Genomic DNA, 26,308 nt, shown 5'->3' on the forward strand with positions numbered 1-26,308 from the left:
CGGAAGGAAAGCGGAGAAGGGGAACGGGGTCTACAGCACGGCGCGCAACGAGCCGGAAGCAGCGACGAGGCGCTCACGGGCCGAAGCAGCCGAGGCGCCGGTGAGGATCACGGCGATCGCGGTCTTCACCTCGCCGTCCGAGGCATCCAGCGCCGCCTGGACTTCGGCAGACGGAGCCCCGGTCACGTCCTGCACGAGCGAGAACGCCCGCGCGACGAGCTTCGCGTTCGTCGCCCGCACGTCGACCATGCGGTTGCCGTAGGTCTTGTGGCTGCGCACCATCGCGAGCGTGGTGAGCATGTTCAGCACGAGCTTCTGCGCGGTGCCCGCCTTCAGGCGGGTCGATCCGGCGATGAACTCGGGGCCGACGACGACGTCGATGGCGATGTCCGCCTCCCGCCCCGCGGCCGAGTCGGGGTTGCACGCGACGGAGACCGACAGGGCGGAGCGGCGCCGGGCCTCCAGGATGGCTGCGATCACGTAGGGCGTCCTGCCGGACGCGCTGATCCCCACGACCACGTCGTCGGCCGTCAGGCCGAGCGCGTCGAGGTCGCGGACGGCGGCTGCTTCGTCGTCCTCAGCGCCCTCGACGGCGGTGGTGAGCGCGACCTGGCCGCCGGCGATCAGGCCGACGACCTGCGACGGGTCGGTGCCGAAGGTGGGCGGGCACTCGCTGGCATCGAGGACGCCGAGCCGGCCCGGCGTGCCGGCGCCGACATAGATGAGGCGGCCGCCTCGACTGAACGCTGCGGCGATCGAGTCTGCCGCCAGGGCGATGGCCGGGAGGCACGGCTCCAGTGCCGCAGGCACGCTGCGGTCTCCGGCGTTCATGCGCTGGGCAGCTTCCAGCGTGGAGATCGTGTCGATGTCGTCCAGCGAGTGGTCGGTCGCCTCGGTGGTGAGGGCCGCGAGTTCGTCGCGGAGGGCGTCGTGGGTGTGGGTCATGGTGGTGCTCAGTTCCGGTGGTGGGTGCGGACGGCGTCGCGGCTGCGGGCGAGGAGCGGCTGGGAGCGCTCGTCGGTGCGCTGCGCGACGACGATGAACAAGGTGTCGACGATGGCGAGCTGGCTCATGCGGCTGCCCATGGCCGCGGGGCGCAGGGCGCTCTCGGCACCGGCGACACCGAGCAGGACGTGGTCGGCGGTGGTGGCGAGCGGGGCGGCGGCGTGGCCGGTGATCGCGACGATGGTGGCGTGTTGGGCTCGGGCGGCGTGGGCGACCTCGAGCGTCTCGACGGTGGAGCCCGAGTGGCTGACGAGCACCAGGACGTCGTGCTCGCCGATGACGCTCGCGAGGGTCAGGGCGTTGTGCGGGTCGTCGGCGATCGAGCTCACGATGCCGATGCGTTCGAGCTTGAGGTGCAGGTCACGCGCGACGATGCCGCTCGCTCCCACGCCGTACAGAACGACTCGGCGGGCATCGCTCACGGCTGCTGCCGCTGCTTCGAGGGCGTTCGGGTCGAGTGCGGCGCGGGTGTCGGCCATCACCGCTCGGACGTCCTCGGTGACCTTCGCGATGACCGTGGCGACGTCGTCGTCGACGGCGACCCCGGCGTGGATCTCGGCGTGCTCGCGCTCGTGGATGCCGCGTTCGACGGCCCGGGTCATGCTGCGCTGCAGGGCGGCGAAGTTCGCGAAGCCGAGGTGCTGGGCGAAGCGGGAGACGGTGGCGGGGGAGACACCTGCGCGGCTGGCGAGGTCGGTGGCGTTCGTGGTGGCCGCGGCAGCCGGGTCGTCCAGGACGGCGTCGGCGATGGCGCGCATGCTCGACGGCATGCTCGCTGACTGGGTGCGGACGAGGGCGAAAGCGTCGGCGCGCTCGGATCGCTCGGGCCGCTCGGTGATCGTCATCCCGCCATGAAAGCGTCTTTCGCAAGCAAGCGCCAGCTCTGAAAGTAAATTGCGTGTTACGTCGTTGTGCCCAGCCTGTGTGCCAGCGGACTGACGATGGCGGCGATCACCATGGGGAGGACGAACGCCCATGACGCCGGGTCGGTGTTCGTCGACACGACTCCGGCCCATCCGGCTGATCGGTCCGGGGTCCCGCGACCGAACAGCGCTGCGACGAACAGGTAGAGCACGCCCGGCACGGACTGGTACCGGTCGCCGAGTACCGCTCGGCTGACCAGTGCCAGTGCGCAGAACGCGATCGTGTTCCGGGCGGTCGCGACCGCGGCCTCGGGTTCGGCGCCGATCGCGAGGCCGATGCTCGCGGTGGCCGTCACCAGCGCGACCACCGCGATGACGGTGGTCAGCTCGAGCAGGTCCGTCCGCCGTGTCGGAGCGGGGAAGGGTGCGCGGGTGATCGAAGCACTCGTCGCGATGGCGATCACCAGCGGGAGCACGGCCGCGACGGGGATCAGCGCGAACGGTGCGCCGCCACCGAACGAGGGGAAGAACATGCCGATCGGGCCGAGCGCGATCGAGAGCACCGTCAGGGCGGTCGTGAGTCCGAGCAACGGCAGGGTGCGGTGGACTTGCAGCCACCAGATCACGAGGACGGCACCGCGATGTGGCCGCTCGAGCAATCCGTCAGCCGGTCGACCGTCGCGGTGACCCACGCGGCTTGAGCGGGGACCGGAGCGCGACGGAGGGCTCGCAGAACGTCGGGGTCGTCCAGCTCGAGGGCGGGTTCCACGTGGTCGGCGTTCACGATGCCCTCGGCGGCCACGTCGATGAGCCATCGGTTGGCGACGGCGGCATCGTTGAGGCGTTCGGCATCGTCCTCCTCTGTGCCGCAGTACGCCACCTCGGCATCGCCGAGCAAGGAGGTGGTGATGCTGTGCAGCAGGTCGACGTCGGACATCCGGACCTGGACGATCATGTTCAGGGCGTCGGGCGTCGACGGCGCGTTGTTCGCGCGGATGGTCGACGGCACCGTGATGCCCGCGCGACCGAGGTTCTCTGCGGCCTTCCGGATGACCGACCCCGAGTTGCCGGTGTCGCGTTGCTCCGGGAAGAGGCAGATCGTCGGCGCTGCGCCGCTGCAGATCGCCTGCGCTTGCGGACGATCGACGATCGGCGCTGCGGCGAGGCCGGACCCGGCGGCCAGGGCGACGACGGTGACCACGGCGAACGAGCTCGCGCCGATCTGGAGTCCGAACCGGCGTGCACGGTCACCGCTCGAGCGTCGAGCGACCGCGATGACGAGCAGACTGCACCCGGCGAGCAGACTGAACGCCGTCGCAATGACCGGTGCCCGGATGTCGAGCGCGGTCTCGACCGAGCAGCAGTCGGCCATCACGAGACCGGCGAGGTACCGGAGTGGGAAGTAGTCCACCGACCAGGTGAAGCCGAGCCAGCTGTACGAGACGAGCAGACTCAGCGGGATGGACGCCACCGGCGGGAGCCACCGCCCCAGTGCGAACCCGATGCAGCTGTGGAAGAACAGGATCCCCGCGAAGGCCAGGGCGACGAGCGGCGACGGGCCACCGGGAGCGCCCCAGGTGTCCCGACTCATGAGTGCGACCGCGACGAGCTGGAGCAACAGACCGGCGGCCAGTGATGTCCACAGGTGATCGGTGACGACTGCTGCACTGGATCGGCTGCTGGACTCGATCACCGGCGCCGCAGCTCGGAAGCGCTTCCCTACCCAGGCGCCAGCCGTGGCCGCGACGCCGCACGAGAACACCAGGTAGATCGCGGAGCCGGCCATCGCGGCAGGCCAGTAGCCGGCGACGGTCGTCTCATCTGCGAACTGCACGCTGTACGCGACGACGCCGAGCAGCCCAGGAATGAGGAGCCACACCGCTGCTCGGCTGCGCCACGGGATGATCGGGTGCATCAGTCGTCCTCACGCGTGAACCGCGCGTACGAAGCGGTGATCGCCTCGGCGGGCGAGAAGTCAGCGAACGGCTCGGTGAACGCACCGACCGAGCCAGCGAACGGCACCCGGCCGTCGACGAGGACGGTCACGTGGCCGTAGGTCGCGACGACGTCCTCGGTCTGGTGTGTCGAGACGACGACGGACACTTCCGTCGGCAGGTTCTGGATCACCCGAGCGAACCGCGCGCGCTGTGCCGGATCGAGTCCGGCCGTCGGTTCGTCGAGCAGGATCCACTGTGCGCCGGACACCAGCGCGCCAGCGACGCCGAGCCGCCGGATCTGGCCGCCCGACAACGAGGTAGCTCGTGTGTCGGCTCGGGTGGCGAGATCGACGGCGGCCAGGGCAGCCGCCGAGCGATCCCAGGCGTCGGCGCGCGACAGGCCCTTCAGCCAGCCGCAGTACGCGACGTGCTCCCGGGCGGTCAGGCCGGGGAAGGCGCCGCTCCGCTGGGGGAGCCATGCGACGCCGCGGCGGTACCGTCGTCGGTTTCCGTGTGTGCCCGGTTCGCCCAATCCCTCGACGCTGATCGTCCCGGTGCGGGGTCGAAGCGTGTCGGCGACGAGTCCGAGCAGGGTCGACTTGCCGGCGCCGTTCGGCCCGAGCAGCACGCTCGCTCCTGTCGGAAAGACCGTCGACAGCCCCGAGAGCACCGCGTGGTCTCGCCGGTACCCGAAGGTGAGTTGATCGATCTGCACGCCCACTACGCCCCCTTGAAACCTTGTACTGGTGTTTCACCGTACAGGTCGAAGGGTCACCTCAGGAGCACGAGGTGCGGCAGGCGTACTGAGTCAGCGCTGGCGGGCGGCTGCTTCGGTGGCCGCCTGCACGTAGCGTCGACAGTTTCGGGACTGGTGGAGGAAGAGCGGCGTGAAGACGACGGCCGCCACGAGGAGTGCGCCGCAGAGGATCCGACTGAAGACGGCAGAGAAGGGGTCGTCGTCGACGAGGTTCGGGAGCTGCGGTCCGGCGATGCCGAGGTAGAGCAGCAAGAACTGGCCGAGCGCGATCGGTTGGGAGACGGCGCGGAGACGAGCGAGGTCGAACGCCCGTCGAGCGAGGTCGGAGTCAGCCGGTTCGATCGGGGCTTGCTTGGCGATCGCCTGCGAGAGGGTCTTGCGGCCGAAGCGCGACAGCCCTGCGAGGGGCGCCTGCATCTGCGGAGAGAGGCGAAGGCTGGTGGCGAGCAACGAGAACGCTCCGGAGAGTCCGCCGACAGCCGCGGTGCACCCGACGATCACGAGGGGCCATCCCGGTCCTGGGCTCACGCGCTCGAGCAGAACCCCGATGATCGCGCCGGCCACGGCTCCGGCCAGGATGATCCAAGCCGTCCGGCGCCAGGCTCGGCGGGCGATCGCCTCGGGTGTCTCTGGTGCCTCCGTCGCAGTGGTCATGCGACGGAGACCGGAGTGTCGGTGCGGCGATCGTTGTCGGCGGTGGCGGCGTCCGCGTAGCGCCGAGCTCGGCGGCCTCGGACGACCAGCAACGGCGCGACGAACACCACTTCGATGACGAAGAGCGCGAGGAAGATCCGGCTGATGATCGTGTTACCATCGCCGGTGACGACCCGGGCGAACTGGGGAGCGGCGGCTCCTGCGAACAGCAGGAGGTTCTGGACGAGGATCAGTCCGTTGAACACGGTGGTCCCGCGGGCGAGGGTGAGCGCGCGGTGTTGCAGTTCCGGGCCTGCGTCCTCAGCGAGCGGAACGCACGAGCGGATGGCTCTCGTGATGATCTTGCGACGGTCTCTCGTCAGGTCCTCGGTCGCCTGCGTGATGATCGACGACGCGCGTGCACTGGCGGGGAGCAACGAGAGCATCCCGGCCAGGCCGACCAGCACGGCGACGCACGTGAAGATCGCCAGGGCGACGGTCCAACCGTCCTCGTCCCGCGAGGTTGCCCAACCTGCCACTACCCCCGCGACCGCGGCGATCGACACGACCAGGGCGGTACGACGCCACGCGCGCCGGATGATTCGTTCGTCTTCCCCCACCCGCTCACCCTACGGGGCGGGGCAGAGCCGTGTTCTGGAGCCGAGCACCCGTCGGACGCTGGCGGTGTTGTCGAGGTGCGGCGGGCCTCCAGGCCGGACGCCGTCAGGCGACGCCGCGCCGCGAACGGAAGACGCCCGCGCGGACCAGCCACACGTAGAGCAGGCAGCCGATGCAGACGTCGAAGGCGGCGTTGAGGAACGCGGCGACCAGGGCGACCGCGGCACCGATCGGGGCGGCGTACGGCACGCCGAGCAGTGCGAGGAGAAGCGCGACCGCGGTCACGAACAGGCCGACCTGCTGAGCGAAGGTCGGGGGTTCCGGAGCCTCGAGTTCGGCGGGCGGGGCGAGGCGCGGGCGGACGACCCGTCGGAAGAGTGCACCGTAGGGTTGCCGGCGGATGCCGGCGATGCCTCCGACGGCGAACAGCACGACGATGACCGCGAGCAGCACGATGCCGGCGACCTCCGTCTCGGGGATCAGCGCGAGGACGATCGTCGCGGCGAGGAGCACCGTGGTGATGGCTGCGCCGAAGCGTGGGGAGCGCGGGTCGATGCCGCGTTCGGGGTCGTTCGTGGTGGTCATCGGGACTCCTGGGTGCCGGCGGTGCGTGTGACGAGGACGGTGTCGAGGGCTGCGGCGAGTTCGGGTGGGCGGGGTGGCCCGCCGAACCGCGTGTGGACGGAGCGGTCGGCGGCGAGCAGCAGGACCGTCGGGGTCTGCAGGACGTTGAAGCGGGTCGCGAGATCGGGGCGTTCGGTGAGGTCGATCTCGAGTCGGGCGACGCCGTCGTGTCGGGCGGCGAGGGCGTCGAGGTGGCGGCGGGTGCCCGGGCAGCGGGCGCAGGTCGGGGTGGAGAACTGGACGAGGGTGGCGACGCTGCCGTAGTCGCTCTCCGGTGCGAGGCCGTCGGCACATAGGCCGTCCGAGCCGGTCCTGCCTCCAGCGGGTACGGCACGGCCGGTGCGTCGGCGCAGGAGCACGCCGAGGACCGTCGTGAGTGCAAGGATCCCCACGAGGACGGCGACGGCGGTTCCGACGGTCATGCGGTGACGGTACGCCCGGCTGGTGACGACTCGGCGAACGTGACCGGATGTGACGCGAGCGCAGCAGGGCTGCTGCGGTCCTGTCGGGCGATGGAGGCCCAGTGATCGAGCTCGTGTTCGACGCGGTCGGCGACGGAGACGGGGTCGTCGTGTTCCCAGGACCGGATGACGCGCCAGCCCTCTGCGATGAGGATCGCCTGGTTGCGGAGGTCACGCTGGCGGTTGGCGAGGAGCTTCCGTCGCCACAGCTCGGCGTTCGCCTTCGGCAGGTGCGTGTGCTCCTCGCAGAGGTGCCAGAAGCAGCCGTCGATGAAGACCGCGATCCGGGCTCGGGGAAAGACGAGGTCCGGACGGACGCGGCAGCGACGGCTCACCTGTCGGTCGACGAAGAACCGGCGGCCACGGCGGTGCAGCTCGCGCCGCACGGCGAGTTCCGGTGCGGTGTCACGTCGGCCGAACCGTGCCATGTGCAGTCGTCGCGCGTCGTCGGCAACCCAGGTCTCCATGTCACGACCATGCCGAGACACCGGTCGATGACGGTCGGGCGGCCCGGGGGCGGTGGACTCCGTCGGCTCGGTCGTCGGCTGTGGAGGAAGATCCTGCGGTGGTGCTCGCGCTCGCCTGCTGCTCGTCAGACTGTCACGTCGCGAGCCGCGGCGGGACCGGCCTAATCGGGGATGCCGAGCCGCTCGCACTCCGCCCACTGTTCAGGCCGGCGCTCGGCGATCCACGCGGTGAACTCCTCGTACCCGCGGTAGATCGTGAAGACCGTGAACTGCTTCTTCCTCCGGTCGTTCCACGCGGTGAGGCTGATGAACGTCGGCCCGCCGTTCGACTGGGACCCGTACCGCAGCGTGTGGATGTCGTCCACCTCGCGACGACGGAGACGGCCGAATCCGGACTTCACGTCGTAGTGCCGGTCGTACACGTCGATCCGGCCGGCGGCGAGTGCCTGTCCGAGCAGCCACATCGCCGCGCCGAGGCCAGCGAGGAAGCCGAAGGCGGTGCTGTCGGCGCCTGGTGCGAACACCTGCTGCAGGACGATCCCGGGAACGCCGATGACGACCCCAGCCGCGCCGACGACGGTGAAGATCACTCCCGGGAACCTCGGCCGCCGCACCACGAACAGCGGTGCCTCGTGCTCCTTCGTCGCGGTCCCGCCCCATGTGTTGATGCTGTCGCTCATCGTTCCCCCTCCGTCGGATACCGTACCGAACGGACATTGTCCTTCCTCGGCCAGGACGGTGGAGGCGTCGAGTGCGGCGCGGTTCAGAGTCAGAGTCAGGGCTCGCTGGATGCCGCGAGGTAGCGGCGGGCGCCTCGGATGTTCCGCCGGAACGAGATGCTGAAGCCGACGCACGCGACGATGATGGCGGCGACGAAGATGCGGCTGAAGCCGGCGCTCCAGGCATCGTCGCGGAGCAGGTTCAGGAGCTGTGGGCCCCCGATCCCGGCGAACAGCAACAGGGTTTGGGCGAGGGTCACCGGCAGGGTCGTGGATGCGACTCGCGCCGACTCGCGGGCCGGGAGCGCGAGATCGGAGTCCCGCGGTTCGATCGGGCGCCCCGAGTAGACGGCGCGGAGGATCGTGCGACGTTCGCGCTGGTTGAACGTCCGCCCTGGGGTCTGCATCTCACGCCCGAGCCGAAGGGTCGTGGGCAGCAGGGAGAAGGCGCCACCCAGTCCGCCGATGCTCAAGCCGATGCCGAGACTGGCGAGGATCCGCATGGGCAGCGGATCGCCGGTGGTCAGGAGTACGCCGACGAGTGCGCCGATCACGAACCCGACGGTCGCGATCACGATGGTCCGGCGTCGTGCTCGTCGTACGGTGTCGTCCAGTTCCCTCACGCGGTCCACAGTACGGTGCGCCGGGTTTCCTGACCGTACGATCATGCGCATGAACAGCGATGTCACGCCCGGCCGGTACCGCCACTTCAAGGGCAACGACTACGAGGTGCTCCTGGTCGCCCGTGACGTCGAGACCGAGGAGCCGGTCGTCGTCTACCAGGCCCTGTACGGCGAGCACGGCCACTGGGTCCGCTCGCTCGCCGACTTCACGGCGCACGTGGCCCGTGACGGGTACGACGGGCCGCGGTTCGTGCCGGTCGGCAGCTGACAGCCCGAGCAACCGGTGTCGGCGCCCGCCCCTAGGCTTTCAGCGCACCGGAGAGCAAGGGGGAGCGCATGCAGATCGGCGTCAACGGGCACGTGCTGCTCAGCCCGAGTGACCTGAGCACGTGGGCGGCCTGCGAGTGGGCGTTCCTCCGCCGGCTCGACGCCAAGCTCGGGCGCGGCGGCCCCCTGCCCGACGAGCACGACGACATGCTCGAGCGCACCGCCCGCCTGGGGGACCAGCACGAGCTCGACTACCTCGACATCCTCAAGCAGACGCGCGACGTCGTCGAGTTCGACCGCCCCGCACCGCCGGACTACGCGCGCGCCGCAGCCGAAGCAAGAACGGCTTTCGAGACCGGCGCCGACGTCCTCTACCAACCGACCTTCCACAAGCCGCCCACCGCCGAGCGCCCGGGGTTCATCGGCTTCGCCGACTTCATCATCCGCAACGACCGCGGCGAGTACGAGGTCTACGACACCAAGCTCGCCCGCCACGCGAAGATCAGCGCCCTGCTGCAGCTCGCCGCCTACGCGGAGCAGATGCAGGCGCACGGCATCCCCACGGGCGAGCAGGTGCACCTGGTGCTCGGCGACCGGACGACGACCACGCACGAACTCGCCGACATCGCGCCGGTGTACCGCACGCAGCGCGCCGAGCTGCAGCGGGTCATCGCCGAGCGCATCGCGGCAGACGAACCGCTGCGATGGGGCGACCCGCGCTACTCGAGCTGTGGCCGATGCGCCGTCTGCTCGACCCAGGTCGCCGAGCACCGGGACCTCATCCTCGTCGCCGGCATGCGCCTCGACCAACGGGCCAAGCTGATCAAACACGAGGTGCGGACGATCGACGACCTGGCGGTCCGCACCCGGGCAGTACCGGGCTTGTCTCGCGCGACGCAGGATCGGCTGGTGCGTCAGGCGAGCCTCCAGATCGAGTCCGAAGACGCCCGACGGAAGGGCGCCGACGGGCCGGGCCAGCCCGTCATGCCGCGCTTCGAGGTCCTCGATGCCCGCGCGCTCGACGCGATCCCGGCGCCCGACTCGGGCGACGTGTTCTTCGACTTCGAGGGTGACCCGCTGCACACCGAGGACGGCGTGCACTGGGGCCTCGACTACCTGTTCGGCCTGGTGGACGACCAGGCCGAGTTCACGGCGTTCTGGGCGTACACCATCCGCGATGAGCGGCAGGCGCTGGTCGACTTCCTCGCGTTCATCCAGGCGCGGCGCGAGCAGTACCCCGGCATGCACATCTACCACTACGCGGCCTACGAGCGGACGCACCTGCTGTCGCTCGCCGCCCGGCACGGGGTGGGTGAAGAGGCCGTGGACGACCTGCTGCGCGCCGGCGTCCTGGTCGACCTGTACCCGATCGTCCGCAAGGCCCTGGTCGTCGGCAGCCACAGCTACTCGATCAAGAAGCTCGAACCGCTGTACATGGGGTCGGACCTGCGCGAGAGCGACGTCACGAACGCCGCGGACAGCATCACCGCCTACGTCGACGCGATCGAGGAACTCCGGAACGGTGACGCCGTCGAGGGGCAGCGGATGCTCGACCAGGTCGCCGACTACAACGCATACGACTGCCGCTCGACCCTGCGCCTACGCGACTGGCTCCGCTCGCTGCGTACCGTCGACCCCGACGCGGCCGACTCGGCGCTCGAGCTCGAGGTCCCGCCGATCCCCGTCGAGCGCGAGCCGAACCCGGTGTACGTCGCCCTGGCCGCGCAACTCGAGGACGTCGACGCCCTCGACCGCACTCCCGACCAGACCGCGTTGGCGCTCGCTGCAGCCGCAATCGACTACCACCGCCGCGAGGCCAAGACCTTCTGGCAGGACCACTTCGACCGCCTGCGGAACCCGGTCGACAATTGGGCCGACACGCGTGACGTCCTGGTCGTGGAGCGTGCGTCCGTCGAGCGCGACTGGGACACGCTGCCGCGTGCCCGCTCGCAGTCGCGGGAACTCCGGTTGTCGGGGACGCTCGCGCCCGGCTCGCGGCTCCGGCCTGGAGGCACGCCCCACCTCGTCTACGACGACCCACTTCCGCCATCGGTCGTGTCTCCGGGTCCGGGGTCGAAGGGCGCGTCGTCGCGCGCCGTCATCGTGGACGTCCGAGACAACGGCGATGCCGTCGAGGTGCTCGTGAAAGAAGGACTGCCCGTCGGTGGCGAGCCGCACCACGAGTTCCCCGTGGCGCTCGCCCCGTCGGCACCGCCCCGTGCGAAGCCCCAGCCCGAGGCGATCGCGTGGTGGGGCCAGGCCGTCCTCGACGAGCTGCCCGAGATGCTGCCCGACCCCGCGCTCGACCTGCTGCGCCGTGTGCCTCCTCGTGGCCGGATCGTCCCGGTGCATGGCGACGACACGGTGTCGGCCGTCGTGTCGACCCTGCTCGACCTCGACCACTCGTACCTGGCGATCCAGGGGCCTCCCGGCACGGGCAAGACCTACGTCGGCTCGAACGTCGTCGCCCGGCTCGTCCGCGAGTACGGCTGGCGCGTCGGGGTCGTCGGGCAGTCCCACGCGACGTCGGAAAACTTCCTGTCGTCCGTGGTGCAGGCCGGCGTCCCCGCGGACCGCGTCGTGAAGGTGCCGAAGTCCGGCGCGACCGAGGACGAGCTCGACGCAGCCGCTTGGACCCCGGTGAAGAACGGTGCCGCGGTCGCCGCGTTCCTGTCCTCGTGCGAGGCCTCGGGCACCGGCGGTGTCGTCGGCGGCACGGCGTGGACGTTCGCGAACGAGTCGACGATCGAGCGCGGTTCCCTCGACCTGCTCGTGGTCGACGAGGCCGGGCAGTTCTCCCTGGCCCCGACCATCGCATCGTCCGTCGCCGCGACCCGCCTCCTGCTGCTCGGGGATCCCCAGCAGCTGCCCCAGGTGTCGCAGGGCTCGCACCCCGAGCCCGTCGACGAGTCAGCGCTCGGCTGGCTCGCCGACGGCCAGCACGTCCTGCCGCCCGAGTTCGGGTACTTCCTCGCTCGCACCCGCCGTATGGAGCCCGCACTGACCGAGTCCGTCTCGGCCCTGTCCTACGACGGGCAACTGGCCTCGATGGTCTCCGGGCGACACCTCGACGGCATCGACGCTGGCGTGCACCCCGTGCCGGTCGTCCACACGGGCAACACGACGTCCTCTGCCGAGGAGGCCGCCCGGGTCGTCGCGCTCGTCGGTGACGTCGTCGGCCGCACGTGGACGGACGGCTCCGACACCCGCGCCCTGACCGACGAGGACGTCATCGTGGTCGCGCCGTACAACGCGCAGGGTGCACTGATCCGGCAGGAGCTCGATCGCGCTGGCTTCACCGGCACCCAGGTCGGCACCGTCGACCTGTTCCAGGGCCGCGAGGCCGTCGTGTCGATCGTGTCCCTGGCGGCGTCGAGTGCGGCGGACATCCCGCGCGGCCTCGACTTCCTGCTCATGCCGAACCGGTTGAACGTGGCGATCTCGCGGGCGAAGTGGGCGGCGTACCTCGTGCACTCGCCGGCGCTGACCACGGGGCTGCCCCCGTCGATCGCGGGCCTGTCCCTGCTGTCGCGCTTCATCGAGCTCGTCGAGCCGCGCTGACCCGCGAGCGACGCCGCTGCGCGGGAGGCTCGACGGCCGCGGATGCATGACGGTTCCGGTTCGCGAACCCCGGGGATCATGAACCAGAACCGTCAACCGCACGAAACCATGGGGCCGCCCGCCGCGCCGTGACGCCAGAACGAGGGCTGGCAGGACCAGACGTCGTCCTGGAACGGTGGAGGCGTGGGGGAACACACGATCACCGCGGACCGCCCGAGCCCGAAGGGAACGGCGCCGCTCACACTCCGCGCCCGCAAGCCCGGGTACGCCGTGATGCAGCAGTGTCTCGCGATCCAGACCGAGGGCCCCGCGCTGACGACCTGGCAGCGGTTCTGGGGGCACGACCCGCTCCGGCCGGAAGCCCGTTCGTGGTTCAAGGGAGCGATCGGCGAGCGGCAGGTCGCGGCCCAGCTCGAGGCACTCGGCCCGGACTGCACGGTCCTGCACGCCGTCCCGGTCGGGGAGGGCAGCACGGACATCGATCACGTCGTCGTCGGGCCGACCGGTGTCTTCTCGATCAACACGAAGAACCACTCCGGTCACGCGGTCTGGGCGGGCGGACGCACACTGATGGTGAACGGCCAGCGGACGCCGCACCTGCACCGCGCGCTGGCCGAGGGAGAGCGTGCGACCGCACTGCTGTCGGCTGCAGCGGGCGGTCCGATCCTCGTGCAGCCGATCCTGGTGGTCGAGGCCGCCGAACTCCGGTTCGGCAAGAAGCCGCCGGCAGCCGTGATCCTCGAGCCCGAGCGTGTGGGCGGCTGGATCCGCGGGCTTCCCCGCGTGCACTCCGACGAAGCCGTGCGCTTCCTGTCGATGCTGGCTGAGGAACGGGGCACCTGGCACGTGGATGCCGTGGTCATCGACGACACCCTCCGCCACGTGCAGCGCTTCGAACGGCTCGAACGCGAGATCGCCGACGCGCGCTCCCGTCGGAGCCTCATGCGCCGCGCTCGGGTCCTCGCGGTGCTGGCCGTTCCGGCGGGCGGTCTGCTCGGGTACTGGTGGGCGGTCGCCGCGACGGCGATGGCGGCTGCCTGACGACGAAGGCTTCGAGCCGCAGACAGTCCGGGTCAGTCGTCGTCGGTCGGGGCGCCGCCCTGCATCTGCGCCCGCATCTCGGCGAGGACGTCCGCGTGCAGGAAGTTCGCGTCGGCAGCACTCGTCGGGTCGACCACGATGCCGAACTCCTCGGGCAGCGCGGACACGAGCTCGGACATCGGCACGGGACGCCCCTCGGCCTCGGGCAGACCGGCGGCGAGTTCGGCCGGGTCGGTGAAGACGGGCACGAACGGCTTGTCCCGGATCATGACGTGGGCGACGCTGCCGGCCTCCGGGGTGCCCGCCGGCTTCCAGGGGACCCACGCCGCGCTGCGCAGGAAGCCCGCGGGCGAAGCCGCCATCCGCCGTCGCAGTTCGACGGCCGCGGTCGGCGGGGCCTTGTCGACGCCGCGGCCGAAGGCTGATCCGTTGGTCTGATCGCTACTCACACCAGCCATGCTGTCACGGTCGTCGGACACGGCGGGCCGAGCCGTGCCTCCAGGGGGGTGCCAGCGTCAGCAGGCGTCGAGCACCCGCACCATCGCGTCCCGCTCCGCTGGCGCCACCCACAGGCGGTACTTCGCCTTCACCGTGACCTGGTGCTCGATGTAGGTGCAGCGGAACGCCTTGTTCGCGGGGAGCCAGGTCGCCGCGTCGCCGGAGCCCTTCTGCGAGTTGGACCGGCCGTCGACGGCGAACAGGTTCACCGGGTCGTTCGCCAGCGCCTGCCGCTCGGCCTCGGTGAGCCGCTGGGCTCCGGTGCGCCAAGCGTTCTCGAGTGCGACGACGTGGTCGATCTGCACGAGCGTCGAGGTCGTGTTGCCGCGGACGAAGTCGACGGTCGCCCCGGTGTACGGCGAGACAAGGGTGCCCGTGAGGACCTTGCAGCGGCCCTCGCGGGTGATGTCGGCGAGATCGCGGGCGAGGACGTCGTTCCGGGTGTCGCACCCGTTGTGGTCGACGTCGAGCCAGGCGCTGCCGAAATCCCCGGTGCGGTCGTAGCCGGTGCCGGCCGCCTTGCCCTTGACGGGCAGATCGGCGAGCTGGGTGCGTGCACGGACCGCATCGGCGTCGGTTCCGCGGCTGACGGTCGGACTGGAGGCGGGGCTCGCCCCCGACGACGCCTGCTGCGGTCCGATCGTGGTCGTCTCCACGGCCGTGGGGCCGCCCGCCGCGGTCGTGCCCGCGGCGTCGGTGTCGGGACCGAGGACCCCGGTCGCATCGAGGGCGTACCCGCCGACCGCGAGGGCCAGGACGACGAGGACGGAGGTCAGGGTGATGCGGCTGCGGCGTCGGCGGGACGTCATGCGGTGGGACTCCAGGTGGTGCGGGCGGAACGGTGGTGCGGGGCGGAACGTGGTGTGCGGGTCGAACGGGGGGGGGGGCAGCGGCTCAGGTCAGCAGGGAGCGGATGTCGTCGGCGGTCAGATCGTCGGCGAACAGGGCGTCGTCGTCGATCATCGTGGCGAACAGCTCGGCCTTGCGGGCGGCGAGGGCGAGGACCTTCTCCTCGATGGTGTCCTCGGCGATGAACCGCTGGACGCTCACCGAGCGGGTCTGCCCGATGCGGTGCGTGCGGTCGACGGCCTGGGACTCGGCGGCGGGGTTCCACCACGGGTCGAGCACGAACACGGTGTCCGCCTCGGTCAGGGTGAGCCCGAACCCGCCGGCCTTCAACGAGATGAGGAACGCCGGGGCAGTGCCCTGCCGGAAGCGCTCGATGACCTCGGGGCGCTTGCGCGTGGAGCCGTCGAGGTACTCGTAGCCGATGCCACGGGCGTCGAGGGCGTCGGACACCATCCGCAGGAACGAGGTGAACTGGCTGAACACCAGGGCGCGACGGCCCTCTGCCGCGAGCTGTTCGAGTTCGTCGAGCAGCAGGTCGAGCTTGGCGGAGGGGAGCGGCGTCGCCGGCGACAGGGGCGAGTCCGATGACGCCGACCCGGACACCCCGGACGACACCAGCGCCGGCGACAGCGCGAGCATCCGCAGCAGCGTCAGCGACCGGAACACGATCATCCGGTTCTTCGACAGGTCGTCGATCAGGTCGAGGACCTTCAGGCGCTCCCGGTTGAGCGTGCGCTCGTACAGCTCCCGGTGCGCGGGGTCGAGCGTGACCCGGACCACCTGCTCCTGCTTCGGCGGCAGGTCGGCCGCGACGGCTTCCTTCGTGCGGCGGAGCATGAGCGGCCGGATCCGTCGACGCAGTCGCCCCGTGAGCTCCTGCCGGGCCTCGCCGCGCAGGTCGGGGGAGGCGAGGGGCTTGACGTAGTCGTCGCCGAACCGGGTCCAGGTGGACAGCAGCCCGGGCGCGACGATGTGGAACAGCGCCCACAGGTCGGTCAGGCCGTTCTCGAGCGGCGTGCCGGTGATCGCGAACTTCACCGGTGCCTGCAGCTCCGACGCCACACGGTGCGTCTGGGACTGCGGGTTCTTCACGAACTGGGCCTCGTCGAGCACGAGTGCCGACCACGGCAGGTCGGTCCAGGCGCGGGCGTCGAGCCGGAGCAGCGCGTACGAGGTGACGACGACGTCCGACGCGGCGGCGGTCCGGGCGACGAGCCCCGGGTCCTTCAGCGATGTCGAGGTCACCGTCGCGACCCGCAGCGACGGCACGAACCTGGCCGCCTCGGCGGCCCAGTTGCCGACCACCGAGGTCGGCGCGACGACGAGGAACGGGGGAGCGTCGGGCTCGGCGGCACGACGGGCGGCGACCATCGCGAGCACCTGCAGCGTCTTGCCGAGGCCCATGTCGTCGGCGAGCACCCCGCCGATGCCGTGCGTCACCAGGAACGACAGCCACGCGTACCCGGCGTGCTGGTACGGCCGCAGGTCGGCGTGCACGGTGTCCGGCACGGGGACGTCACCCGGGGGAGTCGCCCCGAGCAGACCCGAGGCGATCGCCTGCCACCGCTCGTCGTGCGAGGTCTCGTCGGCCAGCAGGTCGAACTCCGACCACAGTCCGGCGTGCAGCGGCGTGACGGCGATCGGCTGGTCGGGCTCCCATTCGTCCAGGTCGCGGGCCTCGTCGATGAGCTCCTTGAGCCGGTCGAACGCGGGGTCGGCCAGCGACAGGTACGAGTTGTCGACGAGCTTGAGCCGTCGCTGCCGACCCGCGAGCGCGGTGAGCAGCGGCGTGAACGGGATCTGCTTGCCGTTGACGCTGACGATGATGCCGAGGTCGAACCAGTCGTGCTTGTCCGACGGCATCGTCGTCACGCGGATGTGCGGCCGCCCGCTCAACCGCTCGTAGTCGAGCCGCTCGCCCTGCACGACGGTGCGGACGCCGAGCGACGGCAGCTCGGGCAGGAACTCGTTCGCGAAGACCGCGACGTCGGCTCCGTCGATGGTGCCGTCCTGGAACCAGTCCAGTCCGCCACCCGGTCCCGCAGGGCGCTCGGGAGGCCCGGCCCGCGTCGCGTCGTCGGCCTGCGTCGTCGCCGTGGTCGGCTCCACCGCCGCGGCCGGGTCCGCGACGGGACCGCCGGCCGGGTCGTCGGCCGCACGGAGCCCGGAGAGGTCGGGGAGCGGGCCGTGCAGGGACACCGGGTCCTTCCGGCCGTCGACGTGCCAGCGCCAGTGCAGGTGCACGCGGTCGTCGGTGCGCGGCGCCCGTGCCGGTTCGAACGTCGCGGTGAGCACGAGTTCGGGCGGGGTGCGCTCGGGCAGCTCCACCGAGCCGTCGGAGCTGACCAGGCCGAGGGCGCCGCGCAGCCGTGGCGACCAGTCGGCCAGGAACTCGTCGACCTCGGCGGTCGGCACGGTGATCCGGGTGCCCTCGACGAGCATGCGGCGCTGGTCCTCGGGCACCGGCGCCGGGGTCGGGGCGACGGCGACCGTGAACTCGGGGCTCTCGCGGAACACGTAGACGCCGTGGTCGCCGATCATGCGCGCTGCACCGGGCGCCACGGGGCGGCCGTCGAGCACGGCACTGGCGCCGATCACCACGGCGTCGTCGTGCCGGGCGACGTCGAGCAGCACCTGGGCCTGCGTGCCGAGGACTGCACCGCCCTCGCGCTTGCCGGTGACGAACGCGATGTCGAGCGCCGCGGCCTGCTGCAGGAGCGGCCAGAGCAGGGGGCTCCGGAAGTCGTCGAGGTGCAGCCAGTCGCTCTCACCCGGCAGGCCCGCGAGCTGCCCGGCGCGGTGCAGGGCGGCGAGCTGCAGGAACCAGGCGTGCTGCTCGGCACCGACGCCGAGCCGGTTCTGCGAGTAGGGGAGCGTGCCCCAGGTCAGCTGCCCGCGCACCCAGTTGCCGGCGTCGCTGCGGGTCACCGGCCGGACCCCGAGCCGCACGCTGCGGGACGGTGCCGGCAGGGCACGGCCGGCGGCACGGGCTCGCGAGGCGAGCTTGGCGGGGACCGCGTCACGCAACTCGAACTGCAGCCCCATCCGGGTGCCCTGCAGGGTGGGCGCCCGCTCGTCGTCGCCGGCGAGGCGGGCGAGGTCGTGCCTCCAGTCCGAGGGCGGCGGAGCCGGCGCTTCCGGGCGTGGGCCGGCGTTCGCGGCGAGGGCACGGGCGTTGATGGTGAGGAGCGCGGCCGCGACGTGCTTGCAGTCGCCGCCGAGCGGGCAGCTGCAGGTGCTGCGGACGGGGCGGACGAAGTCGCCGCGCGCCGGGGTGGTGTCGACGCGGAGTTCGTACGGGTCGTCGGCGGTGCCGGACACGACCGCGGTGACCGTGCCGTCGTGGTCGTGCCAGGTGGCGTCGTCCACCAGTCCGGCGCGGACGACGTCGCGTGCGCGACCGAAGGTCTGCGGCCCGACGAAGCGGATGACGTCCACGGCGTCGATCATCGGGGCAGCAGGCACGGGACCATCGTGCCAGTCACCACCGACGATCCCCGCCGCCACCCTGTGCGACGAACATCTGACAGGACTACCGTCCAGATCGGAGCGCGACGACCGCGGTCCACGGAACCGATTGGAAACGCATGCCGGACCGACTGCGGTGGGTACGCGACTCAGCCGACCACTGGAACGGGTGGATCGACGCCGAGGTCGTGTGCGACATCACCCGGACCGACACGTACACGGTCGATTCTCCGGACCATTCGCTGACCGGCGGGCACTCGTCCTTCGAGAGCGCGGCGGCGCAGGTGCACGGCTGGGTGCGCTGGACCGGCCGTTAGGCCGCGGAACGCAACCCGGTTGTACGACCACTGGTCGCTCCCTAGCGTGAGAGGGCAGACCGGGGGCACCCGGAGGTGACCACACCGCTCTGCTCGATCAGGGAGAGGTGTGCACATGACCGACACGACGGAGTCTCGGACCCCTGCTCACCCGCCCCGTCAGCCGCGCTCGCTCGTCGCCGTGTCCGGGCAGGACACCGACGAGGCCATCAGTTCGCTCGCCGGCATGTACGCGGGCAAGGCCTGGTACTCCCGCGCACTCGACCAGGACTACTGGTTCAAGTACGTCGGCGTCGGTGACGAGCGCCTCAGCATCCGCCGGTCGCAGATGCACGGGTACCTGCGGGGCGACGTCGCCACCGAGGGCGAGGTCGTCGTGCAGTGGCTGGAACGCGGCGAGGCCCGCGTCGACGTCGGCCGCGACGAGGTCCGCATGCGGCCCGGCGTGCCGACGATGTTCCCGGTCGAGCGCCGGTTCGAGATGGAGTACCAGGACTGGGACCAGCGCCTGGTGCACCTGCGTCGTGACCTGGTGCTCGACGTCGCCGCCGAGGACCACCTGGTCGACGGCACCATGGCGTTCGACACCACGGCCGTGCCGGACCTCACCGCCGTCGGCCTGTGGCGGACCGCCGTGTCCGGCGCGCTCCGAGCACTGCGCGAGGAGGGCGAGGAGTCCCTCGCCTGGCACGAGGCGCAGCGCGACGTCGCCCGCGCCCTGTTCCGGATGTACCCACTGCAGGCCGACCGGTTCCCCGCCGGCTACGGCACCCGCAGTGACGGCCGGCTCCGGGCTGCGGTCGAGTTCATCCAGGCGCACGCCCACGAACCGCTCACCGTCGCCGACATCGCGCAAGCCGCGGGGCTGAGCATCCGCGGGATCCAGGAGTCGTTCCAGCGGGCGTTCGAGCGCTCGCCGATGACGTACCTGCGCGAGGTGCGGCTCGGACGCGTGCACGAGGAGCTGCGGATCCTCGACCCGCACGCGACCTCGGTGGCGGACGTCGCCCGGCGCTGGGGGTTCGCGCACATGGGGCGGTTCGCCTCGGTGTACGCGAGCCGGTTCGGGGAGTACCCGCGGGAGACGTTGCGGCGCTGAGGGCGCGGGCGTGGGCTCTGCCGACGTCGGCGTCGGCTGGACATCGGCTGTCGCTGGGGTTCAGCCCTTCGCCGGCTCGGCCAGCTTGCTGTGCTTCCGCGAGTACCCGAAGTACACACCGAGCCCGATCGCGAACCAGATCGCGAACCGCACCCACGTCTCCCACTGCAGGAACGTGACGAGCCAGAGCGACGCGATGACGCCGATGATCGGGATGACCGGCATGAACGGCAGCCGGAACTGGCGGTCCAGGTCGGGCTGCCGGTAGCGCAGCACCACGACGGCCGAGCACACCACGACGAACGCGAGCAGGATGCCGATGTTCGTGAGCTCGGCGACGACACCGATCGGCAGGACACCGGCCAGGATCGCCGACGCGATGCCGAGGATCCAGGTCACCCGGGTCGGTACGTGCCGCTTCGGGTCGGTCTTCGCGAACCACTTCGGCATCAGGCCGTCGCGGCTCATCGAGAACCAGACACGCGAGGCGCCGAGCATGAACGTCACGAGCACCGTGACGATGCCGACGATGGCACCGATCGCGATGACGTTGGCGACACCGCCGAGCCCGACCGACGCGAACGCCGACGAGAAGCCCGAAGCGGGGTCGATGTCGGTGTACTTCTGCATCCCGGTGAGCACGAGGGTCGCCAGGACGTACAGCACCATCGAGATGCCGAGGGACAGCAGGATCGCCTTCGGCATGTGCTTGCGGGCGTCGGTGGACTCCTCGGCCGCGGTGGACATCGCGTCGTAGCCGAACACGGCGAAGAACACGGTGGCGGCACCGGTCATCACGCCGCCGAAGCCGAACGGGAAGTACGGGGAGTAGTTGGCGCTGTTGATGTGGAACACGCCGAGCACGACGATGAGCACGACGAGCGCCACCTTGATGCCGACGGCGACGAACTCGAACCGGGCGGCGCTCCGGATGCCGCGCGTGAGGACGAACGCGGTGAGCAGGCACAGGATGATCGCGAAGACGTCGATCACGTGGCCGTCACCGGTGCCGGGCGCGCCGAGCATCCACGCGGGCAGGTCGATGCCGAACTGGCCGACCAGGAACCCCACGTAGCCGGAGATGCCGATCGCGACCACCGCCACGATCGCCGTGTACTCGAGCAGCAGGTCCCAGCCGATGAACCACCCGACGATCTCGCCGAGCACCGCGTAGCCGTACGTGTACGCGCTGCCGGCCTTCGGGATGAGCCCCGCGAACTCGGCGTACGACAGGGCTGCGGCGGCGCTCGCGACCCCGGCGACCAGGAAGCTGATCAGCACCGCGGGCCCGGCGACGCCGTTCGCGACGGTGCCGGCGAGGGTGAAGATGCCGGCGCCGATGATGCCGCCGATGCCGATCGCGGTGAGCTGCCACAGGCCGAGGTGCCGTTTCAGGCCGCCCTCGCCCCCGGCCTCGTCATCGATGGTGTCGATGGGCTTCCGTCGGAACAGGGTGCGTGTCGTCGTCGTCACCCGCCCATGGTGCACCCGGCGGCGATCCCGCGCACGCACGCGGCCGGACCGCAGGCACCGGGCGTACACCTGGAGCATGCGCCACCCGAAGAGGACCGAGCCCGGCCCCGGCCAGGAGTCCGTCTGGGACTACCCCCGCCCACCCGCCGTCGAGCGGGTCACCGCCCGTGTCGTCGTCCGTCTCGGCGGCACGGTCGTCGCCGACACGACCGACGCCGTCCGCGTGCTCGAGACCTCGCACCCGCCGGTCTACTACCTGCCGATGACCGACCTGGCCGAGGGTGCGCTCGTGAAGGCGTCCGGATCGAGCATGTGCGAGTTCAAGGGCCTGGCGCGCTACTTCGACGTCGTCGGCGGTGACGGGACGGTCGCGAGCCGTGCCGCCTGGAACTACCCGACACCGGTCCCCGGCTACGAGTCGCTGCGGGAACGCGTCGCGATCTACCCGTCGGCGATGGACTCGTGCGAGGTCGGCGGCGAACGGGTCCGGGCGCAGGACGGCGACTTCTACGGCGGCTGGATCACGGCGGACATCGTCGGGCCGTTCAAGGGCGCGCCCGGCACGCTCGGCTGGTGACCCGGCTTCGTCAGGCGGGGCAGCCCTGACCCGGACCGACCCCTTCCGCGCGCGACGGGCCGGACCCGACCCGGGCCTCCCGGCCGGACGGCGTCAGCGGTAGGCGTACGGCGACCAGAACGGCGGCGGGAACGCACCGCCGGTCACGATCACGAGCACCTGCCAGACGAGCATGACGAGCCCAGTGCTCCCGATCACGATGCCGATCCACGACCACACCTGCACCGCGCGACGGCGACCCGCGATCCGGATCGCCCGCCAGCCGCTCAGCACGCACACCAGCCCGAACACCGCGCCGAGCAGCACGTGCCGCACGGTCGACTGCGCGGGCACGATGATGCCGAGGTAGAACGCGACCGGTCCGAGCAACACCGCGAAGGTCGCCGGGGCGGCCGGCGGTTCGTGGTCCCGAGCGACTGCTCCCATGGACGGCATGATAGCGAGTGAACCTCGCTTCGAGCGCGTCCAGGTCGCGCAGCGCGGGCACCCGACCGCGGGAACGGGCACCATGGAGGCATGCGTTCCTTCTTCCGCGTCCTGCTCGGCCTGGCCCTCGTCGTCGCGGGTACGAGCCACCTCACCTTCGCGCGCAAGGAGTTCACGGCGCAGGTGCCCGACTTCGTCCCCCTGGACGACGACACGACGGTGCTCGCGTCGGGCGTCGCCGAGATCACGCTCGGCTCGGCCCTGGTGCTCGCCCCGAAACCGGCCCGCCGCTTCGTCGGCTCGGTCGCCGCGCTGTTCTTCACGGTGATCTTCCCCGGCAACCTGTCGCAGTGGGTCAACCGTCGCGACGCCTTCGGCCTGGACAGCGACGAGAAGCGCTTCGTCCGCCTGTTCGGCCAGCCCGTCCTCATCGCGCTCGCCCTCTGGTCGACGCGCGGCCGGCGCTCCTGATGGGCGCGCCCGCAGGACAGACCGGCCCGGCCACCGGAGCGGGTTCCGGCCCGGCCCCCGGGACGGGTCCTGGGGCGGGTCCTGCGTCGGGTCCCGATCCGCTCGGGTCCGGCCCGGCGCGCTTCGGTCGGGAGGCCCGGCACCCCCTGGCAGGTCGCGCTCGTGTCGCGGACGTGGTCACCTCCACCGCGCTGCTCGTCGTGCTGACGGTCGGTGCGTTGGCAGCGGGGTGGGGGATCAGGCTCATGTCGCTGGCGTTCGTGTCGTGTGCGGCGCCCGGCAACACCTGCAACGAGACGCTGGGGGACTCGGTCGTCGTCGTGGGACCGATCGTCGTGGCGGCGGTGCTGGTCGCGACGATCGCGGTCTGCGTGCTGCGGCTCGTCCGGCGGCGGCTGACCTGGCCGGTGGTGCTCGTCGGCATGGCGGCGATCGTCGCGGTGTTCTTCGCCTCGCTGTTGCTCGTCGACAGCTCGGTCACGCACGGCATCTGAGGGACTCTTCCCGCACAGGCTGGGTTCGCGGAGCGGCTTTCCACAGCCCCCGGACCGTGCCTCGGGCGGTGGCTTCCGGTTCGCCACGCTGGAGCCATGCCTGACACCGAGATGCTCGACCGCCTGATCCGTGAACCCGTCCGCACCGACGACGACGTCGTCCGACTCGTCCAAGCCGTCGTCGAACGGCCGCTGCGACGGCAGTGCTGGGTGCTGTTCCTCGACGACCGCGGGATGTCGATCCCGTTCCTGCTGCCGATCGCTGACCTGCCGTACTCCCCGGACGAACACGTCGACGACTTCGCGGCCCTGATCGCCGACATCGTGGCGCAGCTCGGGGCCGTCGACGTCGTGCTCGTGTGGGAACGCCCCGACGCCGACCGGCTCTCCCCGGTGGACTGGGAGTGGGTCGACGCCTGCGCGTGCGCCCTCGACGAGCACTCGGTGCGGCTCCGTGCCCAGGTCGTCGTGCACTCCGGGGGAGCCGCGATCGTCGAGTTCGACGAGGAGACGCAGGCGGTGGCCTCGTGAGCGGTCAGCCCTGGGGAGCGACGTCCGGCACGTCCTGGCCGGTGAGCTCCTCGACGATCGCCTTCGCCTGCGGCCACGACTTCGCGTAGTGGTCCGGATCGGAGTTGATCTGCACCGCGTGCGCCATCTGCGTCGGGGTCATCGTCTTCCAGCCGGGGACCTTCACGAGCTTCGTGTAGAACATCGTCGCGGCCGTGTACGGGTCCATCCGCTGCTCGTACGTGCCCCAGGCGCCGTTGTCGCGCTGCTGGAACAGGCCACGGCTGTCCGGGCCCGCGGCGTCGCCGTGGTCCAGGTTCACCAGGCTCGACTCGCCGATCGCGGTCATCACCCCGACGGCCTGCGTGTGCGGCCCGATGCCGAGCGCCTGCGCGGCTTCGATCACGGATGCGGCGTTCACCAGGCGGTCCTGGCAGAAGCCGCCGACGGGTCCGGCCGGCACGACCATCCCGCCGATCGTCTTCGAGGCGACGGCCGGGCACGCGGGAGTCGGGGTGGCGGCGCTCGACTTCGCGATGCCGGCGAGCGAGTTGACGGCGATCACCACGAGGACGACCACGCCGATGCCGACCGCCACGATCCCGGCGCCGAACACCGAGGCGAGGGTGATGCCGACACGGCGCATGACGGGACCTCTCGACGGGCTGGGCGGGTGCTGGGCGGGCGGAGCGGGAAGAGCAGCACGAGCGTACGGGCGCCTCCTGGGAAGCGAGCGGCGGCCCGCCGTGGTCGCACGTTCGGGGTTCGGGGTTCGGAGTTCGGGGTTCGCACTTCGGGGTCCGCGGTTCGCCGCCGGTCGCTCGCCGCCTGGAAGGTGCGTCCCCGGCAACGAGTGACGGCTCTGGTTCATGAAGCGAGGGCTTCGCGAACCAGAACCGTCACGGGTCGTTCGTGCGCCGCGGTCACCGCCCGCGTCGACCGTCCCGTCGACCTCGACCCCGACCCAGGCGCCAGCCTCCGGCGGACAGCGACAGCGCGGCGATCACCGCGATGACGATGGTCCAGATGACACTGGTCGCGTCCATCAGACGTCGCGGTGGTCGTGCGGCGGGCGCTGCACCTTCGTCGGCTCCGTCACGAGCCCGGTCGGGGCCTTCTCGGCCTGCTTCCGTCCGTGGGTGAACCAGGTCAGGACCCAGAGCAGCACGCCCAGCGCCAGCAGCGCACCGGCGATCTGGTACTGCTGTGGGTCACGACCGGACGAGAACGGCATGACGAGCCACAGGCACGTGACGACGCCGATGACCGGGATGACGACGCCGGCTCGGAAGTGCTTGTGGTCGACCTTGTCGCGGCGCAGCACGAGCACGGTCACGTTCACGACGGCGAACACCGTCAGCAGCAACAGCGAGGTGGTGCCACCGAGCACGACGACGATGGGCGACTCCGGGTCGAGCGAGACCCACCCGATCAGCAGCAGCGAGATGAGCGTGGTGAAGACGATCGCGGTCGACGGGGTGCGACGGGCGGGGGAGATGCGGGACAGGAAGCCCGGCAGCACGCCCTGCTTGCTCATGCCGTAGAGCAGGCGCGACGCCATCATCATGTTGATCAGTGCGGTGTTGGCGACGGCGAACATCGAGATGAAGGGCAGCAGGTCGGCGATCGGGAAGTCCGGCGCGGCGGTCTGCACGACGGTCACGAGCGGGGTCTCGTTGCCGGCGAGCTCACCGATCGGCACCACGGCCACGGCGCAGATCGACACGAGCACGTAGATCACCGCGGTGATGCCGAGGCCGGTGAGCATGATCTTCGGGAAGATGCGCGAGGGGTCCTTGGTCTCCTCGGCCATGTTGACCGAGTCCTCGAACCCGACCATCGCGAAGAACGCCAGCGACGTCGCGGTGCTGATCGACAGCAGCAGGGACTTGTCCTCCGGCGTCTCGAACATCACGACCCGCGAGAAGTCCGCGTTGCCGCCCGCGATCGCCCAGAACCCGATCAGGATCACCATGACGAGACCGGACAGCTCGACCAGCGTCAGCACGACGTTCGTCTTGACGCTCTCGCTCACCCCGCGGAAGTTGATGAACATCACCGCGAGCATGAAGCCCATCGCGATGAGCATCACCACGCCGTTCGGCAGTTCGATGCCGAACCCGGCACCCAGGTTCGCCGCGAACGCCCGCGACGCCGTCGACGCTGACGTGATCCCGGAACACATCACGATGAACGTCACGATGAAGGTGACGAAGTGGATGCCGAACGCCTTGTGCACGTAGAGGGCGGCACCGGCGGTCTGCGGGTACTTCGTCACGAGTTCCAGGTACGAGAACGCTGTCAGCAGCGCGACCGCGAACGCGATGAGGAAGGGGAGCCATGCTGCCCCGCCGACCTCGGCCGCGACCTGGCCGGTCAGCGCGTAGACACCCGTGCCGAGGATGTCGCCGACGATGAAGAGCAGCAGGAGCTTGGGACCGATGACCCGGCGGAGCTCGTGCTGCTCCTGCTGTGGGCGGTCCGTCTTGGTGGTGGCCATGCGTCACCCTTTCGCGCGATGTGCCTTCCTGTCCAGTCCCACAGGGAGGT

28 protein-coding genes are annotated in these 26,308 nt (G+C 70.9%); 9 read left to right on the top strand and 19 right to left on the bottom strand.

Annotation, left to right across the window (positions count from 1 at the left end):
* Window positions 1-30: 30 nt before the first annotated feature.
* From murQ to Q9R26_RS13675, 12 genes are all read right to left on the bottom strand, one after another.
* On the bottom strand, window positions 31-945 hold the full coding sequence (gene murQ / locus Q9R26_RS13620) for an N-acetylmuramic acid 6-phosphate etherase (protein ID WP_311227567.1): 915 nt from the start codon (window positions 943-945) through the stop codon (window positions 31-33).
* Window positions 946-953: 8 nt separating this feature from the next.
* Window positions 954-1,850, bottom strand: coding sequence for a MurR/RpiR family transcriptional regulator (locus Q9R26_RS13625; protein ID WP_311227568.1), 897 nt, complete (start codon window positions 1,848-1,850; stop codon window positions 954-956).
* Between the two features lie 56 nt (window positions 1,851-1,906).
* Window positions 1,907-2,494, bottom strand: coding sequence for a hypothetical protein (locus tag Q9R26_RS13630; RefSeq protein ID WP_311227569.1), 588 nt, complete (start codon window positions 2,492-2,494; stop codon window positions 1,907-1,909).
* Window positions 2,491-3,783 carry a hypothetical protein gene (locus Q9R26_RS13635; RefSeq protein WP_311227570.1) on the bottom strand — a complete coding sequence of 431 codons (1,293 nt, stop codon included), beginning with the start codon at window positions 3,781-3,783 and terminating at the stop codon, window positions 2,491-2,493. Before Q9R26_RS13635 ends, Q9R26_RS13630 begins: the two co-directional genes overlap by 4 nt.
* On the bottom strand, window positions 3,783-4,520 hold the full coding sequence (locus Q9R26_RS13640; RefSeq protein ID WP_311227571.1) for an ATP-binding cassette domain-containing protein: 738 nt from the start codon (window positions 4,518-4,520) through the stop codon (window positions 3,783-3,785). Before Q9R26_RS13640 ends, Q9R26_RS13635 begins: the two co-directional genes overlap by 1 nt.
* A 93-nt stretch (window positions 4,521-4,613) precedes the next feature.
* Entirely contained in the window at window positions 4,614-5,216 is a 603-nt protein-coding gene (locus tag Q9R26_RS13645) for a hypothetical protein (protein WP_311227572.1), read from the bottom strand.
* Window positions 5,213-5,815, bottom strand: a complete 603-nt coding sequence (locus tag Q9R26_RS13650) for a hypothetical protein (RefSeq protein ID WP_311227573.1) — start codon at window positions 5,813-5,815, stop codon at window positions 5,213-5,215. Before Q9R26_RS13650 ends, Q9R26_RS13645 begins: the two co-directional genes overlap by 4 nt.
* 103 nt (window positions 5,816-5,918) lie before the next feature.
* Window positions 5,919-6,398: a DUF4395 domain-containing protein gene (locus Q9R26_RS13655; protein ID WP_311227574.1), complete on the bottom strand. Its 480-nt coding sequence runs from the start codon at window positions 6,396-6,398 to the stop codon at window positions 5,919-5,921.
* Window positions 6,395-6,859: a thioredoxin family protein gene (locus Q9R26_RS13660; protein WP_311227575.1), complete on the bottom strand. Its 465-nt coding sequence runs from the start codon at window positions 6,857-6,859 to the stop codon at window positions 6,395-6,397. Before Q9R26_RS13660 ends, Q9R26_RS13655 begins: the two co-directional genes overlap by 4 nt.
* A complete protein-coding gene (gene vsr / locus Q9R26_RS13665) occupies window positions 6,856-7,365 on the bottom strand; it encodes a DNA mismatch endonuclease Vsr (RefSeq protein ID WP_311227576.1) in 510 nt (169 codons plus the stop codon). Before vsr ends, Q9R26_RS13660 begins: the two co-directional genes overlap by 4 nt.
* A 161-nt stretch (window positions 7,366-7,526) precedes the next feature.
* A complete protein-coding gene (locus Q9R26_RS13670) occupies window positions 7,527-8,045 on the bottom strand; it encodes a hypothetical protein (protein ID WP_311227577.1) in 519 nt (172 codons plus the stop codon).
* 95 nt (window positions 8,046-8,140) lie between these two features.
* Window positions 8,141-8,707 (bottom strand): hypothetical protein, encoded by a 567-nt coding sequence (locus tag Q9R26_RS13675; protein WP_311227578.1) that lies wholly within the window; start codon window positions 8,705-8,707, stop codon window positions 8,141-8,143.
* 49 nt (window positions 8,708-8,756) lie between these two features.
* On the opposite strand from Q9R26_RS13675, the gene Q9R26_RS13680 reads away from it, so the two are divergent.
* From Q9R26_RS13680 to Q9R26_RS13690, 3 genes are all read left to right on the top strand, one after another.
* Window positions 8,757-8,975, top strand: a complete 219-nt coding sequence (locus tag Q9R26_RS13680; RefSeq protein ID WP_311227579.1) for a DUF1653 domain-containing protein — start codon at window positions 8,757-8,759, stop codon at window positions 8,973-8,975.
* A 68-nt stretch (window positions 8,976-9,043) separates the two neighbouring features.
* Window positions 9,044-12,535 (top strand): TM0106 family RecB-like putative nuclease, encoded by a 3,492-nt coding sequence (locus Q9R26_RS13685; RefSeq protein WP_311227580.1) that lies wholly within the window; start codon window positions 9,044-9,046, stop codon window positions 12,533-12,535.
* 183 nt (window positions 12,536-12,718) lie between these two features.
* Window positions 12,719-13,576: a nuclease-related domain-containing protein gene (locus Q9R26_RS13690; RefSeq protein ID WP_311227581.1), complete on the top strand. Its 858-nt coding sequence runs from the start codon at window positions 12,719-12,721 to the stop codon at window positions 13,574-13,576.
* 32 nt (window positions 13,577-13,608) lie between these two features.
* Here Q9R26_RS13690 and Q9R26_RS13695 read toward each other — a convergent pair whose 3' ends face one another.
* From Q9R26_RS13695 to Q9R26_RS13705, 3 genes are all read right to left on the bottom strand, one after another.
* On the bottom strand, window positions 13,609-14,025 hold the full coding sequence (locus Q9R26_RS13695) for an SseB family protein (RefSeq protein ID WP_311227582.1): 417 nt from the start codon (window positions 14,023-14,025) through the stop codon (window positions 13,609-13,611).
* A gap of 66 nt (window positions 14,026-14,091) precedes the next feature.
* On the bottom strand, window positions 14,092-14,883 hold the full coding sequence (locus Q9R26_RS13700; protein ID WP_311227583.1) for an HNH endonuclease family protein: 792 nt from the start codon (window positions 14,881-14,883) through the stop codon (window positions 14,092-14,094).
* 85 nt (window positions 14,884-14,968) lie between these two features.
* Window positions 14,969-18,388: a DEAD/DEAH box helicase gene (locus Q9R26_RS13705; protein ID WP_311227584.1), complete on the bottom strand. Its 3,420-nt coding sequence runs from the start codon at window positions 18,386-18,388 to the stop codon at window positions 14,969-14,971.
* A gap of 122 nt (window positions 18,389-18,510) precedes the next feature.
* Between Q9R26_RS13705 and Q9R26_RS13710 the strand changes: the two genes are divergently transcribed.
* Together Q9R26_RS13710 and Q9R26_RS13715 are read left to right on the top strand one after the other, a co-directional pair.
* The gene (locus Q9R26_RS13710; RefSeq protein ID WP_027465181.1) at window positions 18,511-18,708 is read left to right on the top strand and encodes a hypothetical protein; all 198 of its coding nucleotides are present in this window, start codon (window positions 18,511-18,513) and stop codon (window positions 18,706-18,708) included.
* 115 nt (window positions 18,709-18,823) lie between these two features.
* Window positions 18,824-19,807: a helix-turn-helix domain-containing protein gene (locus Q9R26_RS13715; protein WP_182065572.1), complete on the top strand. Its 984-nt coding sequence runs from the start codon at window positions 18,824-18,826 to the stop codon at window positions 19,805-19,807.
* Window positions 19,808-19,867: 60 nt separating this feature from the next.
* Here the strand turns inward: Q9R26_RS13715 and Q9R26_RS13720 are convergent, their stop codons facing one another.
* A complete protein-coding gene (locus Q9R26_RS13720) occupies window positions 19,868-21,280 on the bottom strand; it encodes an amino acid permease (protein ID WP_259577467.1) in 1,413 nt (470 codons plus the stop codon).
* A gap of 76 nt (window positions 21,281-21,356) precedes the next feature.
* Between Q9R26_RS13720 and Q9R26_RS13725 the strand changes: the two genes are divergently transcribed.
* Window positions 21,357-21,857, top strand: coding sequence for a DUF427 domain-containing protein (locus Q9R26_RS13725; protein WP_311227585.1), 501 nt, complete (start codon window positions 21,357-21,359; stop codon window positions 21,855-21,857).
* 93 nt (window positions 21,858-21,950) lie between these two features.
* On the opposite strand, the gene Q9R26_RS13730 is transcribed toward Q9R26_RS13725, so the two are convergent.
* A complete protein-coding gene (locus Q9R26_RS13730; RefSeq protein ID WP_182065569.1) occupies window positions 21,951-22,283 on the bottom strand; it encodes a hypothetical protein in 333 nt (110 codons plus the stop codon).
* A gap of 90 nt (window positions 22,284-22,373) precedes the next feature.
* On the opposite strand from Q9R26_RS13730, the gene Q9R26_RS13735 reads away from it, so the two are divergent.
* From Q9R26_RS13735 to Q9R26_RS13745, 3 genes are all read left to right on the top strand, one after another.
* The gene (locus Q9R26_RS13735; RefSeq protein ID WP_027465186.1) at window positions 22,374-22,754 is read left to right on the top strand and encodes a membrane protein; all 381 of its coding nucleotides are present in this window, start codon (window positions 22,374-22,376) and stop codon (window positions 22,752-22,754) included.
* Window positions 22,755-22,927: 173 nt separating this feature from the next.
* Window positions 22,928-23,248, top strand: coding sequence for a hypothetical protein (locus Q9R26_RS13740; RefSeq protein ID WP_182065567.1), 321 nt, complete (start codon window positions 22,928-22,930; stop codon window positions 23,246-23,248).
* A 96-nt stretch (window positions 23,249-23,344) separates the two neighbouring features.
* Window positions 23,345-23,779 carry a hypothetical protein gene (locus tag Q9R26_RS13745; protein WP_182065566.1) on the top strand — a complete coding sequence of 145 codons (435 nt, stop codon included), beginning with the start codon at window positions 23,345-23,347 and terminating at the stop codon, window positions 23,777-23,779.
* A gap of 4 nt (window positions 23,780-23,783) precedes the next feature.
* Here the strand turns inward: Q9R26_RS13745 and Q9R26_RS13750 are convergent, their stop codons facing one another.
* A complete protein-coding gene (locus Q9R26_RS13750; protein ID WP_182065565.1) occupies window positions 23,784-24,404 on the bottom strand; it encodes a hypothetical protein in 621 nt (206 codons plus the stop codon).
* Between the two features lie 399 nt (window positions 24,405-24,803).
* Window positions 24,804-26,258, bottom strand: coding sequence for an APC family permease (locus Q9R26_RS13755; protein ID WP_311227586.1), 1,455 nt, complete (start codon window positions 26,256-26,258; stop codon window positions 24,804-24,806).
* Between the last annotated feature and the right edge of the window lie 50 nt (window positions 26,259-26,308).

Origin of the sequence: Curtobacterium sp. BRB10 (assembly GCF_031844325.1) — a bacterium.
GTDB lineage: Bacteria > Actinomycetota > Actinomycetes > Actinomycetales > Microbacteriaceae > Curtobacterium > Curtobacterium poinsettiae_A.

Excerpts from the sequence above, each read along its gene's own strand:
- murQ (WP_311227567.1), bottom strand. The coding sequence starts at position 945 with ATGACCCACACCCACGACGCCCTCCGCGACGAACTCGCGGCCCTCACC.
- Q9R26_RS13625 (WP_311227568.1), bottom strand. The coding sequence starts at position 1,850 with ATGACGATCACCGAGCGGCCCGAGCGATCCGAGCGCGCCGACGCTTTC.
- Q9R26_RS13635 (WP_311227570.1), bottom strand. The coding sequence starts at position 3,783 with ATGCACCCGATCATCCCGTGGCGCAGCCGAGCAGCGGTGTGGCTCCTC.
- Q9R26_RS13645 (WP_311227572.1), bottom strand. The coding sequence starts at position 5,216 with ATGACCACTGCGACGGAGGCACCAGAGACACCCGAGGCGATCGCCCGC.
- Q9R26_RS13655 (WP_311227574.1), bottom strand. The coding sequence starts at position 6,398 with ATGACCACCACGAACGACCCCGAACGCGGCATCGACCCGCGCTCCCCA.
- Q9R26_RS13660 (WP_311227575.1), bottom strand. The coding sequence starts at position 6,859 with ATGACCGTCGGAACCGCCGTCGCCGTCCTCGTGGGGATCCTTGCACTC.
- vsr (WP_311227576.1), bottom strand. The coding sequence starts at position 7,365 with ATGGAGACCTGGGTTGCCGACGACGCGCGACGACTGCACATGGCACGG.
- Q9R26_RS13670 (WP_311227577.1), bottom strand. The coding sequence starts at position 8,045 with ATGAGCGACAGCATCAACACATGGGGCGGGACCGCGACGAAGGAGCAC.
- Q9R26_RS13680 (WP_311227579.1), top strand. The coding sequence starts at position 8,757 with ATGAACAGCGATGTCACGCCCGGCCGGTACCGCCACTTCAAGGGCAAC.
- Q9R26_RS13685 (WP_311227580.1), top strand. The coding sequence starts at position 9,044 with ATGCAGATCGGCGTCAACGGGCACGTGCTGCTCAGCCCGAGTGACCTG.
- Q9R26_RS13700 (WP_311227583.1), bottom strand. The coding sequence starts at position 14,883 with ATGACGTCCCGCCGACGCCGCAGCCGCATCACCCTGACCTCCGTCCTC.
- Q9R26_RS13710 (WP_027465181.1), top strand. The coding sequence starts at position 18,511 with ATGCCGGACCGACTGCGGTGGGTACGCGACTCAGCCGACCACTGGAAC.
- Q9R26_RS13715 (WP_182065572.1), top strand. The coding sequence starts at position 18,824 with ATGACCGACACGACGGAGTCTCGGACCCCTGCTCACCCGCCCCGTCAG.
- Q9R26_RS13725 (WP_311227585.1), top strand. The coding sequence starts at position 21,357 with ATGCGCCACCCGAAGAGGACCGAGCCCGGCCCCGGCCAGGAGTCCGTC.
- Q9R26_RS13730 (WP_182065569.1), bottom strand. The coding sequence starts at position 22,283 with ATGGGAGCAGTCGCTCGGGACCACGAACCGCCGGCCGCCCCGGCGACC.
- Q9R26_RS13735 (WP_027465186.1), top strand. The coding sequence starts at position 22,374 with ATGCGTTCCTTCTTCCGCGTCCTGCTCGGCCTGGCCCTCGTCGTCGCG.
- Q9R26_RS13745 (WP_182065566.1), top strand. The coding sequence starts at position 23,345 with ATGCCTGACACCGAGATGCTCGACCGCCTGATCCGTGAACCCGTCCGC.
- Q9R26_RS13750 (WP_182065565.1), bottom strand. The coding sequence starts at position 24,404 with ATGCGCCGTGTCGGCATCACCCTCGCCTCGGTGTTCGGCGCCGGGATC.
- Q9R26_RS13755 (WP_311227586.1), bottom strand. The coding sequence starts at position 26,258 with ATGGCCACCACCAAGACGGACCGCCCACAGCAGGAGCAGCACGAGCTC.